The sequence below is a fragment of the Pseudomonas sp. NFACC10-1 genome, assembly GCF_900119195.1.
Taxonomy (GTDB): domain Bacteria; phylum Pseudomonadota; class Gammaproteobacteria; order Pseudomonadales; family Pseudomonadaceae; genus Aquipseudomonas; species Aquipseudomonas cerasi.
The window spans coordinates 17,677-31,125 of record NZ_FPJB01000010.1 but is presented as its reverse complement, the minus strand read 5'-3'; the positions used below and the strand labels follow the sequence as shown (position 1 = coordinate 31,125).

Annotated in this window: 14 protein-coding genes; 5 read left to right on the top strand and 9 right to left on the bottom strand. The window is 60.9% G+C overall.

Annotation, left to right across the window (positions count from 1 at the left end):
* Positions 1 to 22 precede the first annotated feature (22 nt).
* From cgtA to rplU, 3 genes are all read right to left on the bottom strand, one after another.
* Positions 23 to 1,246, bottom strand: a complete 1,224-nt coding sequence (gene cgtA, locus BT119_RS23780) for an Obg family GTPase CgtA (RefSeq protein WP_002551973.1) — start codon at positions 1,244 to 1,246, stop codon at positions 23 to 25.
* Positions 1,247 to 1,462: 216 nt separating this feature from the next.
* Positions 1,463 to 1,738 carry a 50S ribosomal protein L27 gene (gene rpmA, locus BT119_RS23775; protein ID WP_002551972.1) on the bottom strand — a complete coding sequence of 92 codons (276 nt, stop codon included), beginning with the start codon at positions 1,736 to 1,738 and terminating at the stop codon, positions 1,463 to 1,465.
* A 32-nt stretch (positions 1,739 to 1,770) separates the two neighbouring features.
* Complete coding sequence (gene rplU, locus BT119_RS23770; protein WP_002551971.1) at positions 1,771 to 2,082, bottom strand: 50S ribosomal protein L21; 312 nt, start codon at positions 2,080 to 2,082, stop codon at positions 1,771 to 1,773.
* Between the two features lie 239 nt (positions 2,083 to 2,321).
* Between rplU and BT119_RS23765 the strand changes: the two genes are divergently transcribed.
* Positions 2,322 to 3,290, top strand: a complete 969-nt coding sequence (locus tag BT119_RS23765; protein ID WP_003344609.1) for a polyprenyl synthetase family protein — start codon at positions 2,322 to 2,324, stop codon at positions 3,288 to 3,290.
* An 89-nt stretch (positions 3,291 to 3,379) separates the two neighbouring features.
* On the opposite strand, the gene BT119_RS23760 is transcribed toward BT119_RS23765, so the two are convergent.
* From BT119_RS23760 to selD, 5 genes are all read right to left on the bottom strand, one after another.
* Positions 3,380 to 4,276, bottom strand: a complete 897-nt coding sequence (locus BT119_RS23760; protein ID WP_072367031.1) for a LysR family transcriptional regulator — start codon at positions 4,274 to 4,276, stop codon at positions 3,380 to 3,382.
* Positions 4,277 to 4,334: 58 nt separating this feature from the next.
* Complete coding sequence (locus BT119_RS23755) at positions 4,335 to 4,922, bottom strand: NADPH:quinone oxidoreductase MdaB (protein ID WP_003371089.1); 588 nt, start codon at positions 4,920 to 4,922, stop codon at positions 4,335 to 4,337.
* Positions 4,923 to 5,117: 195 nt separating this feature from the next.
* A complete protein-coding gene (locus BT119_RS23750) occupies positions 5,118 to 5,882 on the bottom strand; it encodes a sulfite exporter TauE/SafE family protein (protein WP_072367030.1) in 765 nt (254 codons plus the stop codon).
* 33 nt (positions 5,883 to 5,915) lie between these two features.
* Entirely contained in the window at positions 5,916 to 7,016 is a 1,101-nt protein-coding gene (mnmH, locus tag BT119_RS23745; RefSeq protein WP_003435603.1) for a tRNA 2-selenouridine(34) synthase MnmH, read from the bottom strand.
* Positions 7,016 to 8,050, bottom strand: a complete 1,035-nt coding sequence (gene selD, locus BT119_RS23740) for a selenide, water dikinase SelD (RefSeq protein WP_060708646.1) — start codon at positions 8,048 to 8,050, stop codon at positions 7,016 to 7,018. Before selD ends, mnmH begins: the two co-directional genes overlap by 1 nt.
* Positions 8,051 to 8,285: 235 nt before the next feature.
* Here selD and BT119_RS23735 point away from each other — a divergent pair, with 235 nt between their 5' ends.
* Genes BT119_RS23735 through phnE form a run of 4 tightly spaced genes read left to right on the top strand, consistent with a single transcriptional unit; the run spans position 8,286 to position 11,510 of the window.
* Entirely contained in the window at positions 8,286 to 9,137 is an 852-nt protein-coding gene (locus BT119_RS23735) for a putative selenate ABC transporter substrate-binding protein (protein ID WP_044310119.1), read from the top strand.
* Positions 9,134 to 9,931 carry a phosphonate ABC transporter ATP-binding protein gene (locus tag BT119_RS23730; protein WP_003435597.1) on the top strand — a complete coding sequence of 266 codons (798 nt, stop codon included), beginning with the start codon at positions 9,134 to 9,136 and terminating at the stop codon, positions 9,929 to 9,931. Before BT119_RS23735 ends, BT119_RS23730 begins: the two co-directional genes overlap by 4 nt.
* Complete coding sequence (locus BT119_RS23725) at positions 9,925 to 10,752, top strand: PhnE/PtxC family ABC transporter permease (RefSeq protein WP_003371075.1); 828 nt, start codon at positions 9,925 to 9,927, stop codon at positions 10,750 to 10,752. Before BT119_RS23730 ends, BT119_RS23725 begins: the two co-directional genes overlap by 7 nt.
* Entirely contained in the window at positions 10,749 to 11,510 is a 762-nt protein-coding gene (gene phnE / locus BT119_RS23720; RefSeq protein ID WP_072367029.1) for a phosphonate ABC transporter, permease protein PhnE, read from the top strand. Before BT119_RS23725 ends, phnE begins: the two co-directional genes overlap by 4 nt.
* 67 nt (positions 11,511 to 11,577) lie before the next feature.
* Here phnE and ggt read toward each other — a convergent pair whose 3' ends face one another.
* On the bottom strand, positions 11,578 to 13,305 hold the full coding sequence (ggt, locus tag BT119_RS23715) for a gamma-glutamyltransferase (RefSeq protein WP_003435590.1): 1,728 nt from the start codon (positions 13,303 to 13,305) through the stop codon (positions 11,578 to 11,580).
* Positions 13,306 to 13,449 lie beyond the last annotated feature (144 nt).

The following is a 13,449-nucleotide window of genomic DNA, read 5'->3' as shown; positions in this document are numbered from 1 at the left end:
CGTTCAAGTTTACTTCAAGCGATCAGTCACGGACGTAAATGATTTCCGGACCGTCTTCATCGTCCACGTCTTCCTCATCCCAGTCATCGTCACCGATGTCATGAACGCTCTTCACGCCACTGCGACGCAGGGCACGCTGATCGTCCAGTGCCTGCAACTGGGCACGGGCTTCATCTTCGATGCGCTGATCGAGCTCGGCCAGCTCTTCAGCGTAACCAGGCTCTTCGGCGATACGCTGGCTGCGCTCTTCGAGGTAACGCATGATATCGCGAGTCAGCTGCTCGGTGCCTTCTTTGGCAATTGCCGAGATCACGTAAACAGGGCCGGTCCACTCCAGACGATCGACGATTTCCTGCTTGCGCGCCTCCTGCTCTTCTTCAAGAATCTGATCGCACTTGTTCAGCACCAACCAGCGATCACGCTCGGCCAGCGACGGGCTGAATTTCTCCAGTTCGTTGACGATCACTTCTGCAGCATCCGGAGCACTGCTTTCATCCAGCGGCGCCATATCGACGAGGTGCAGCAACAGACGAGTACGCGCCAAGTGCTTGAGGAAGCGAATCCCCAGGCCTGCGCCGTCGGATGCACCCTCGATCAGACCTGGAATGTCAGCAACCACAAAGCTTTTCCAGCGATCGACACTGACCACTCCCAGGTTCGGCACCAGCGTGGTGAACGGATAGTCGGCAACCTTTGGCTTGGCCGCAGACACCGAACGGATGAAGGTGCTCTTGCCCGCATTGGGCAGGCCCAGCAGACCGACGTCGGCCAGCACTTTCAGCTCGAGCTTGAGATCACGCTGATCACCCGGCTTGCCCGGTGTGGTCTGGCGCGGAGCGCGGTTGGTACTGGACTTGAATCGGGTGTTGCCCAGACCGTGCCAGCCGCCCTGGGCAACCATCAGGCGCTGACCATCCTTGGTCAGGTCACCGATGATTTCCTGAGTAGTAGCGTCGATGATGGTGGTCCCTACCGGCACACGCAGCACCAGCTCTTCACCCTTGCGACCGGTGCAGTCGGCGCTGCCACCGTTGGAGCCGCGCTCGGCGTCGAAGTGACGGGTGTAACGGTAGTCAACCAGCGTGTTCAGGTTGACGTCGGCGACCATGAAGATCGAGCCGCCATCACCACCATCACCACCGTTGGGACCACCGTTCTCAATGAATTTTTCGCGACGGAAGCTCATGCAACCGTTGCCGCCGTCACCGGCTTTTACTCGAATGGAAACTTCATCTACAAATTTCATAACGCACGCCTCCCGCCACAGGGACGAGCAGAACCACATAAATTACATAAGACTCTTGCAAAAATGAGCGTTGCGATACCGATCAGAAACCAGCGACCCCACGGGTCAACATCACAACAGCCCGCACAAACAGTTTTGCAAGAGACTCACCTGCCTCTCTACCTCTACAAACAAAAAAGCCCCGTCGCAAGACAGGGCTCTTAAGCTACTGCGTGATTACGCTGCGGAGACTTCAGTCTTCGGAACGATGCTCACGTAGCGGCGACCGAAGGCGCCCTTGACTTGAAACTTGATCACGCCTTCCACTTTCGCGAACAGGGTGTGATCTTTACCCATGCCAACGCCGTAGCCAGCGTGGAATTGGGTGCCGCGCTGACGCACGATGATGTTGCCAGGGATGATAGCCTGGCCGCCATACATCTTCACGCCAAGGCGTTTGGCTTCTGAGTCGCGCCCGTTACGGGTACTACCACCAGCTTTTTTGTGAGCCATGAGTCAATTCTCCAGTTGAGGATTAGGCTGAATTAAGCCTGAATACCTGTAATTTTGATCTCGGTGTACCACTGGCGGTGGCCCATACGCTTCATGTGGTGCTTACGACGACGGAACTTGATGATACGAACCTTATCGTGACGACCTTGCGAAACCACTTCAGCCACAACGGTAGCGCCAGCAACAACTGGAGCACCGATATTGACGTCGTCGCCATTGCCAACCAGCAGAACGCGGTCAAACGTGACGGATTCGCCAGTAGCGATTTCCAGTTTTTCAATTTTCAGGTATTCACCTGGGGCGACTTTGTACTGCTTGCCACCGGTAACAATTACTGCGTACATGGTATTTCTCCGAAAATCCTGCTCACCCAGCTCTTTATAAGAAGAGTATCGGCTGGCATGGCTGCATGGGGCTGGAACGGCCCGTTTGCATTGCGTAAGGCAGGTGCTGCCCAGGAAAGTTAGGGTGCGCGATTGTACGCAAGGCATTCGCGTGTTGCAAGAGGCGCCTCGTCATACCTTGACACGCTCTACCCCGCGACCTAGCATGCGGCGCAACCTATCCGGAGCACGTGTCGCTGATGCAACCCCAAGCCTTCTACCGCGCGGTGGCGGACGACTTTAGTGCCGTTGACCTTATCATCAAAAAGCAACTGACGTCGCGCGTACCGCTGGTCTCGAAAATCGGTGATTACATCACGTCGGCAGGTGGCAAGCGCCTGCGCCCGTTGCTGGTGCTGCTGTGTGGCAAGGCACTGGGTCGCGAAGGCGATGACGTTCGCCTGCTCGCCGCCACCATCGAATTCCTGCACACCGCTACCCTGCTGCATGACGACGTTGTCGACATGTCCGGCATGCGTCGCGGTCGTTCCACCGCCAACGCGCTCTGGGGCAATGCGCCCAGCGTTTTGGTGGGCGACTTCCTTTATTCGCGCTCGTTCGAAATGATGGTCGAACTGGGCTCGATGGAGGTCATGAAGATTCTGTCCAAGGCAACCCGCATCATCGCCGAAGGCGAAGTGTTGCAGCTCTCGAAGATTCGTGACGCCAGCACCACCGAAGAAACCTACATGGAAGTGATTCGCGGCAAGACGGCCATGCTGTTCGAAGCCTCGACCCACAGTGCCGCGGCCCTGTGCAACGCCCCCCAGGAACAGAGCGAAGCACTGCGCACGTTCGGCGATCATCTGGGTGTGGCCTTCCAGTTGGTGGATGACCTGCTGGACTACCGTGGCGATGCCGAGACACTGGGCAAGAACGTCGGTGACGACCTCGCCGAAGGCAAGCCGACCCTGCCGCTGATCTACACCATGCGTGAAGGCAGCCCGGAACAGGCCGCACTGGTTCGTCAGGCGATCCAGAAAGGTGGCCTGGAAGATCTGGAAAGCATCCGCAACGCAGTGGAAAGCGCCGGCGCCCTCGATTACACCGCACAGCTCGCCCGCGACTACGCGGCCCGTGCCATTGCCTGCCTGGACGCACTGCCGCCCAGCGAGTACCGCGACGCACTGGTCGAACTGAGCGAGTTTGCAGTCGCCCGCACGCATTGACAGTCGCCCGGTAAAAAGCCCGTCCAGCGTGACGGGCTTTTTGTTGCCCGGGTGAAAGCCAATTAATCGCCGGACACGCACTCAAGACCTCAGCGCGCGTAGTCCTCAAGCTTCTCCTGCATGAAATCCAGAAAGCACTGAATCCTCAGTGCCAGTCGAGAGTTGCGGTAATACACCGCATGGATCGGCTGACGATAGCCGCTGTTGGCCTCCTTCAACAGACAGACCATCCGCTCCTCGCGCAGGTCATCACAAGTCATGAAATCGGACAGGCAGGCGATGCCCACGCCCTCTAGCACCAGGTGGCGCAAGGTGTCGCCGCTGGATGCCGAGATGGAGGGCTTGATCGGCAGGCGATCGCCCCCGGCATGGCGCAACGGCCAATGATTGAGGACCTCTACATGGGTGAACCCCAACAGCACGTGCTGCGCCAGCTCTTCTGCAGTTTTGGGACTGCCGTGGCGCTGCAGGTAGGCCGGGCTGGCCACGATATTCAGCAGGCAACTGCCCAGTGAGCGGGCATGCAGGGTCGAGTCGGACAGCGCACCGATGCGGATGGCGATATCCGTGCTTTGCTCAAGCAGGTCGATGAACCAGTCATCGCTGTTGAGCTCCAGCTCGATGTCCGGGTAGCGCTGACGAAACTCCGCCACATGCGGCACGATGGAATGCAGCATGAACGGTGACGCGGCGTTGATACGCAAGCGCCCGGCGGGCGTCTGCCTGGAGGAGGAGAGCCGTTCTTCGAGGTTTTCCATCTGCTCAAGGATGTGACGCGCACGCTCCAGAAAGAACTTGCCCTCCTCGGTCAGGTCCATGCGCCGCGTAGTGCGGTTGATCAGCGTGGTTTCCAGCTTGGCTTCCAGACGCGACAGGGTTCGGCTGACGCCTGAGGGCGTCTGGCCCATTTTCTCGGCTGCGGCGGAGATCGAACCGCTTTCAATAACCGAGACAAACACCTGTAACTCATCGGATCGGGCTTTCATTGTTGTCCCCTGCTCAACACTCAGGGGATATTAACGCTGTTCAGTGCAAAGGTTGCGCTCACTGCGCAGCAAACACCTTGGCCAGATGAGCTTGGTAACGCTGCACGTCTGCTTCGACATTGGGCATTTTCATTACGTCCACTGCCAGAAACGTCGGCAGGCCGGTCATGCCCAAAAACTCGTTGGCCTTGTGAAACGGGAAGTAGACGGCATCGACACCTTTGGCTTCGAAGAAGTCGGACGGGTCGTCGAAGGCTTTCTGTGGCGCATTCCAGGTTGCCGAAATCATGTACTGTTTGCCATGCAGCAAGCCGCCGCTGCCGTATGTCTGCGATGCATCCGAACGCGTACGGCCGTCATTGGCATACAGGCTGCCGTGGCCCTCGGTGAACACTTCATCGATGTATTTCTTGACGGTCCAGGGCGCCCCCATCCACCAGCCAGGCATCTGCCAGACAATGACATCGGCCCAGAGAAACTTCTGCACTTCCTCGGCCACGTCGTAGCCGCCGTCAATGAAGGTTTGCTTCACATCGAAACCGGCACGGTCCATGAACGCTACGCCCGCCTCGTGCAGGGTCGCGTTATAGCGGCCTTCCGAGTGCGCAAACTGTTTACCGCCGTTGAGGAACAATACTTTTTTCATGGCTGATCTCTCGCAACCCGACCCCGCCCGTCTTGAGGCTGAGGTGGAGGTGATTAATGGATGAGCCGAGAGTAAAGAGATGTGCGTCCATGAGTAAGACAGCAAAGGGCAAAATACTCTTGCTTCACAGTCACGAATGACAGGAAGACTATTGACCGAAATGCGTGAACAGCTAAAGGGTTTACCCCATCAGGCTCAACCCTTTATCAGCAGATGCAGCCCCAACAGCCCCATACCGATGAAGAACACACGCTTGAACAGCACCGCGCTGATTCGCTGACGCAGCCACTGCCCCAGCAGCATGCCCAACAGGGCCGGAATCAGCGCCAGCGTGGATGCGCCCAGTTCCGCGCCGCCCAGCGTGCCGTTCCACGACAGACCCGCCGCCAGCGCCAGCGTCGAGACGGTGAAGGACAACCCCAGCGCCTGGACCAACTGGTCGCGCTCAAACCCCAGCGCCTGCAGATAAGGCACCACGGGAATCACGAATACCCCGGTGGCCGAAGCGATAACCCCGGTGATCAAACCGCACAGCGGGCCCAGCCAGCGCTCGGCAGCGGCAGCAACCCTGAAGGTCGGCAAAAACAGCCCGCTCAGTGCGTAGAGAAACAACGCGCCACCCAACGCGCGGGTCATCGAATGACCGCCACTCATGCCCAGCCAGAACGCCCCGGCCAGAGTGCCGATGAAAATCATGCTCAGCATCGGCCATAGCCGCTTCAGCAAAGGCCGCAGATTGCCACCCGTCGCCAGTTGCCAGACATTGGTGAACGTCGACGGGATGATCAGTAGCGCCGCAGCCTGCGCCGGCAGCATGGCCAGTCCCAGCAACCCCATTGCCACCGTGGGCAAGCCCAGGCCGATGACACCCTTGACCGTTCCGGCCAGCAGAAAGGTGCCGATCACCAGAGCCGAAAGGCCCCAGCCCAGCGTTTGATAGAAATCGAGAATCGAATGCATGGCGTCCCTTGCCAGATGGATAGAGGTCGAGGCTTAACCTTTTACTGAGCGCTCGCGCAGGTAGGCCAGCACTTGCGCTTGATCACCTGCGAATTCGATACGCGCCGCCTTGTGTTCGCGCTGGTAAGCGTACATCGGGTCGTAGTACTCGCCGAGCAGCCCTTCGATCCAGCCACGGTGCAGATCAACCGCACCGCTGCGCTGCTGTTCTTCCAGCGCCGCCTGCATAAGGCCCGACAGTCGCTGGTGACGCTCGCCACCGAGGCGTTTGTGAATGTTGTTCAGGCTTTGCAACAGACGCTCGGCGAACAGGCCAAAGCCTTGCTCTTCGCCCTTGACGGTGATGAACTCTGCGCAGAGGTTGATCACGTAATCATCGAGAATCCGCTCGACGCGATTCTCGAAGCTGTCTTCCAGCCAGACCATCGCGCAGCCCTGCATCGCCTGGTGCAGTTCCAGCGGCACGTTGCAACTACCGACCAGACGGCTTTCATCTTCCACAACGAATTGTTCGATACCGGCTGCGCGCTTCTTGAGCAGGTCGATGGCCAGCCGGTTCTCGAAGTCGATCTGCGCCGGTTGCCCGGTGGCACGCTTGCCGAAGCTGGAGCCGCGGTGGTTGGCGATGCCTTCCAGGTCCAGGCTGTTGCGCAGTTGCGTCAACACTTCGGTCTTGCCCGTGCCGGTCATTCCGCCGAGCACGACGATCTCGCATTCGCTCACCGCCTCGTGCAGGGTATCCAGCAGGAACGTGCGCATCGCCTTGTAGCCGCCAAGAACCCGTGGGTAGTCGACCCCGGCATCCTTCAGCCAGCGCTGTACCGTCTGCGAGCGCAGCCCGCCGCGAAAGCAATACAGGTAGCCATCCGGATTGGCCTTGGCGAACTCGACCCACGCATTGACGCGTTCATCCTTGACCTGACCACAGACCAATTGATGCCCAAGCTGGATAGCGGCGTCCTGGCCGTGTTGCTTGTAGCAGGTGCCGACCTTCTGCCGCTCGATGTCATTCATCAGCGGCAGGTTGATCACACCAGGAAAAGCCCCCTTGGAAAACTCCACCGGAGCACGAGCGTCCATCATCGGCACGTCGTTGAGAAACAATGCGCGGTAGTCGCTGCTGTTGTCGGCCATCAGAACACCTCGACGGCGTGGGTCTGTCGCTCGTGCAGGGTGCCGATAGGGTTGAGCAACAGACCCAGTTCGGCAGCCACGATCAGAAACTCGGCTTCACCTTCAGGGCTGACCGCGACCAGCAGACCGCCGCTGGTCTGCGGGTCACACAACAGGTCACGCTGGGCGTCGGTCAGTGTGCCGATCCTGTCGCCGTAACTTTCAAAATTGCGCAATGTGCCGCCCGGCACACAGCCCTCGGCAATGTAATGCTCGACGCCAGGCAGACGCGGTACAGCAGCGTAGTCCAGACGCGCGGTCAGACCTGCGCCGTCCGCCATTTCAACCAGATGCCCGAGCAGGCCGAAGCCGGTGACATCGGTCATGGCCTGCACTCCGTCGAGCTTGCCGAAACGGCTGCCCGGCTTGTTCAGGGTACACATCCAGTCACGCGCCAGACCGATGTCTTCATCGCGCAACCTGGATTTCTTCTCGGCGGTGGTGAGGATGCCGATGCCCAGGGGCTTGGTCAGGTACAAGGTGCTCCCCGCCAGGGCAGTGTCGTTGCGTTTCATGTGCTTTTTCTGCACCACGCCGGTCACCGCCAGACCGAAGATCGGCTCCGGCGCGTCGATGGAGTGCCCGCCCGCCAGCGGAATACCGGCAGCGTCGCAGACGGCACGACCACCGCGAATGACTTCACGCGCCACTTCTGGCGGAAGGATGTTGACCGGCCAGCCAAGAATGGCGATGGCCATCAGCGGATCGCCGCCCATCGCATAGATATCGCTAATGGCATTGGTCGCGGCGATACGGCCGAAGTCGAACGGGTCATCGACGATGGGCATGAAGAAGTCCGTGGTCGAGACCACGCCGCGCTCGTCATCCAGCGCATAGACCGCTGCGTCATCACGCGAGGCATTGCCAACCCAGAGTCTGGGGTCGAGGTTCTGAGCGCCGCTGCCAGCGAGGATCACGTCCAGCACCTTGGGGGAAATCTTGCAGCCACACCCTGCTCCATGACTGTACTGGGTCAGGCGGATTGGCTCATTCATTGCGACACTCTCGGTTACCGGGAAACAGGCTGTGGAGTCTAGGGGCTGTTCCCTTATCAGCGCAAACCGCGTCGTGCGCCGATCGTGCATTCGGGCGCTGAATCTGCCGAACTGGCCTTTCTCGCCATGCCTCTTATAATCCCCGCGCATCACCACCGAATCCTGTGAAGCGCCGCCTGCTCGTGCTGGCGGGCGTCACGTTATCCTTTTTCCGCTATTGAACCGGAGAACCTCCATGCTCAAGCGTACCCTGGCGCTCGCCGCCGGCCTTGCCCTGTCCTTCTCCGCCCTGACCAGCCACGCTGCCGACACCCTGCGCGTCTCGGCCATTCCCGACGAAGCGCCCACCGAACTGCTGCGCAAGTTCAAGCCGCTGGGTGCTTATCTGGAGCAACGGCTGGGCATGAAAGTCGAGTTCGTTCCAGTCGCGGATTACCCGGCAGTGGTCGAAGCGCTGGCCACTGACCGGCTCGACATGGCCTGGCTGGGCGGCTTCACCTTCGTTCAGGTCAACCTCAAGACCGGTAATGCGGTGCCACTGGTACAGCGTGAGCAGGACGCCAAATTCACCAGCAAATTCATCACCTCCGATCCGGACGTGAAAACCCTGGCGGACCTCAAGGGCAAGACGTTTGCCTTCGGCTCGGTGTCCTCGACATCCGGCAGCCTGATGCCGCGTTATTTCATGCTCAAGGAAAACATCAAACCGGAAACGTTCTTCAGCCGCGTCGCCTATTCCGGTGCGCATGACGCAACTGCCGCGTGGGTTCAGGCGGGCAAGGTCGATGCAGGCGTGCTCAATGCCAGCGTCTGGGACAAACTGGTCGCCAGCGGCAAGGTCGACACCAACAAGGTTCATGTCTTCCAGACCACACCGGCTTATTTCGACTACAACTGGACCGTGCGCGGCAGCCTCGACCCGGCACTGGCAGCGAAAATCAAACAGGCCTTCCTTGATCTCGACCCGACCAACCCGGAGCAGAAGGCGATCCTCGACCTTCAGGCCGCCAGCCGCTTCATCGAGACCAAGCCCGAGAACTACAAAGGCATCGAAGAAGCCGCACGCGCTGCCGACCTGCTGAAATGACCTTGCGTCTGTCCGGCATCGAGCTGCGCCACAGCGACGGCACACTGGCGTTGCGCGGCCTGGACCTGAGCATTGATCGCGGCGAGCGGGTGGCGATCATCGGGCCATCCGGTGCGGGCAAGACCACGCTGCTCAACCTGCTGGCCAGCGCTCTGCCGCCCAGTGCCGGGCAACTGCAGGTGCTGGGGGCTGATCCCTGGCAGCTCTCCAGCACACGACGCCAGCGCCTGCGCAGCCGCATTGCGCTGATTCATCAGGCACCGCCGTTGCCAGCGCGCCAACGGGTGGTCACTGCGGTGTCGGCGGGCAGGCTTGGTCAGTGGGGGCTGGGCAAAAGCCTGCTGAACCTGCTGCATCCCCTCGACATCAGCGGCACCCGCGAGGTATTGGCACGTCTGGACCTGGCAGACAAATTGTTCGAGCGTTGCCAGCAGTTGTCCGGCGGACAGCTGCAACGTGTCGGCATTGCCCGCGCCCTGTATCAACAACCCGAACTGCTGCTGGCCGACGAGCCGGTTTCGGCGATGGACCCGCGCCTCGCCGATCACACCCTGGCGCTGCTGTGTCAGCACGCCATCGAGCACAACGTGACGCTGGTCGCCAGCCTGCATGCGGTGGAACTGGCGCTGGCACACTTTCCGCGGGTCATCGGGGTGCGCGACGGGCGAATTCACTTCGACCTTGCCGCCAGCGAGGTCGGCCGGGAGCATCTCGACACGCTGTATGCCAACGAACAACTCAGCCCTCAGGCGGTTTCGGATGCGGCTGAAATACGCTGGACGCCACAATGCTGAGTCGGGATCAGCGCGACCCGGCGGCAACGCCACGCCTGTTGCTGACGTTGCTGGCGGTCGCCCTGCTCTGGCCGGGCATTCGTCTGGCCGAACTGAATCCGCTGGTACTGCTGCAAGCCGATAATGCGCGGACGATGGGCAGCTTTCTCTCCGGGTTCTGGCCGGTGGCGCACTCTGCGGAATTCCTCGGACTGCTGCTGGATGCGACGCTGCAAACCCTGGCGATCGCGACGGCCGGCATTGCCCTTGCCTTGCTGCTGGCCGTTCCGGCAAGCCTGCTCGCCAGCAAAGCGCTGTCGTTGTCGGCCGCCTCACACGGCGGCCGCCCCGGCTGGCTCGGCCAATGCCTGCGCTGGCCGACACGCGGAGTATTGATCTTCCTGCGCAGCGTGCCGGAAATCGTCTGGGCGCTGCTGTTCGTGCGCGCGGTCGGCCTGGGCCCGGCGGCCGGCGTGCTGGCCATCGCCATCACCTATGCGGGCATGCTCGGCAAGGTGTACGCGGAGATTTTCGAATCGGTGGACCAACGCCCGGCCCACGCGCTGCTCCAGGCAGGCAGCGGTCGCCTGGCCGCGCTGGCTTACGGCATCCTGCCCAACGCGGCAGCCGAATTGACGTCCTACACTGTGTACCGCTGGGAGTGCGCCGTGCGCGCTTCGGTGGTCATGGGTTTCGTCGGCGCAGGCGGACTGGGTCAGCAGATCGACCTGTCGATGCGCATGTTCGCCGGTGACGAAGTGGCGAGCATGCTGCTGACCTTCCTGCTGCTGGTGCTGCTCGCCGACCAGCTCAGCCGCTTGCTGCGCAGGCAGTTCACATGAAGCGCGCAGGCAATCTGCTGCTGGTGCTGACGATGATTGCGGCAGTGATCGCATCGTTTGTGTACCTCGACCTGTTCACCTTGGGCAGCCACGACAACCTGACGCAGATGGGCCGTTACGCGCTGCGCTTCATGAGCCCGGACCTGAGCGCCCCTCATCTGCAGGCAATCGGCCAGGGCACCCTGGAAACCCTCGCCATGTCTGCACTCGGCACATTGCTGGCCGCCATTGCAGGTTTGCTCCTGGCACTGCCCGCTGCCGGACGCTTCGGCTGGTTCCTGCGCAGCCTGAGCCGTCTGCTGCTCAATGCGCTGCGCGCCATTCCGGAACTGGTGTGGGCCGTGTTGATGGTGCTGGCTGCCGGGCTCGGCCCCAATGCCGGCACGCTGGCGCTGGCACTGCACACCACGGGCGTTCTGGGCCGTCTGTTTGCCGAGGCGCTGGAAAATACCGCGCCGCAACCCGCTGCAGCGATTCGTCTGCAGGGCGGCAGCGCCTGGCAGGCGTTCAGCTACGGCACCCTGCCCAACCTCTGGCCACAGCTGCTGGCGTATACGCTGTATCGCTGGGAGAACAACATTCGCATGGCCAGCGTGCTGGGCTTTGTCGGCGCGGGCGGTCTGGGGCAAATGCTGTATGTCAGCCTCAGCCTGTTTCAGGAAGCGCAGGCCAGTACCGTGATTCTGGCGATGCTGATACTGGTGTTGGCCGTCGACGCTTTGAGCGGTTGGAGCAGGCAGCGTTGGGTGCGTAACTGAGCAGACCTTAGAACGCAAAACGCCACGACCCTGAAGCTCAGGGCCGTGGCGCGATTAGCAGCGTGACTCAGTAGCCGAGCGACAACCCGGTGTTGCGACGCGGGTCGTTGGCACCGTAGAAGCGGTTGTTACCGACCGGTTTGCCACCCAGCGAAGGCGCGCCCACCAGAATCGCCGCCACATGATTGAGCGGCTGCGGACCTGCGAACTTTTGACCCCAGCTCTGGAGAATCTTCAGCGTGTCAGGGCTGACCGCGAAGGTATCGATGTTGGTTTCCTCAGGCTGCCATTGCTGGTGGAAGCGCGGCGCATCCACCGCTTCCTGAATGTTCATGCCGTAGTCGATGACGTTGAGCATGGTCAGCAGCGTGGCGGTAATGATGCGGCTGCCGCCCGGCGTGCCGACGACCATCACAGCCTTGCCGTCCTTGGTGACAATGGTCGGGCTCATCGACGACAGCGGCGTCTTGCCCGGCGCGATGGCGTTGGCTTCGCCCTGCACCAGTCCGTACATGTTGGGTACGCCGACCTTGACGGTGAAGTCATCCATTTCATCGTTGAGGATCACGCCGGTCTTGCTGGCCATGACGCCCGCGCCGAACCAGTTGTTCAGGGTGTAGGTCACCGAAACCGCATTGCCCCATTTATCGACAATCGAATAGTGGGTGGTGTTGCTGCCTTCATGGGGCGCGACGCCGGGTTTGATCTTGTTCGAGTCGCCGGCCTTTTGCGGATCGATGGCTGCGCGCAGCTTGGCGGCATACTTGACGTCCAGCAGGTGCTCGACCGGATTCTTGACGAAGTCCGGGTCACCCAGGTAGCTGTTGCGGTCCGCGTAGGCGTGACGCATGGCCTCGATCTGATAATGCATGCCCTGCGCCGAGCGGAAGCCCAGCTCTTTCATCGGGTAGCCTTCGAGGATGTTCAGAATCTGGCAGATGACCACACCGCCGGAGCTCGGAGGCGGTGCCGAGACCACGTGGTAGCCACGGTAATCACATTCGACCGGTGCCAGCTCGCGGGTCTTGTAATGGTCGAGGTCCGCCTGGGTGATGATGCCCTTGCCGGCCTGGCTGGAATCGACCAGCGCCTTGGCAACCCAGCCCTTGTAGAAACCGTCGCTGCCCTTCTCGGAGACTTCCTTGAGGGTCTTGGCCAGGTCTTTCTGCACCAGTTTCTGACCGACCTGCATCGGTTCGCCCTTGTCGAGGAAGATCGAACCGGAATCGGCCATGTCCGCCTTGAATACATCCGTGGCGCTCGACAGCATGTCGACATCGCCCTGACCCAGCACAAAACCTTCCTCGGCGAGCTTGATCGCCGGAGCGATGACTTCCTCACGCTTGCGGGTACCGTACTTGCTCAGGGCCATTTCCATACCGGAGACGGTGCCAGGCACGCCGACGGCCAGATGGCCCTTGGCACTCAGATCAGGGATGACCTTGCCGTCCTTATCCAGGTACATGTTGGCAGTCGCGGCCAGCGGTGCCTTTTCACGAAAGTCGAGGAAGGTCTTGCGCCCGTCGGCCAGCTGAATGGTCATGAAACCACCGCCGCCGAGGTTGCCGGCAGCGGGATAGACCACCGCCAGCGCGTAGCCGACCGCTACGGCCGCATCGACCGCATTGCCGCCAGCCTTGAGTACATCGACACCCACGTGGGTAGCCAGGTGCTGAGCCGTCACGACCATGCCGTTTTCGGCAGCGACCGGCGCTTGTGACGCCGCGAATGTGGGGGAATACGCGACAATCAGTGCCGTCGCGATCAACGATCTGGCGAGGGGTTCGAACTTCATGGTCGATCTCTTCTTTTTCTGGGTCAGGGACGTTTGATGAGTGAAGCGCCAGCCTCCAGGCGAGGATGCGGCGCTTCTCGTCGAAGCGTACCGAGCATCCCTGCGCTGATCTGACGAGGCCCAAAGTAGCCGGTTCTGCCGCGT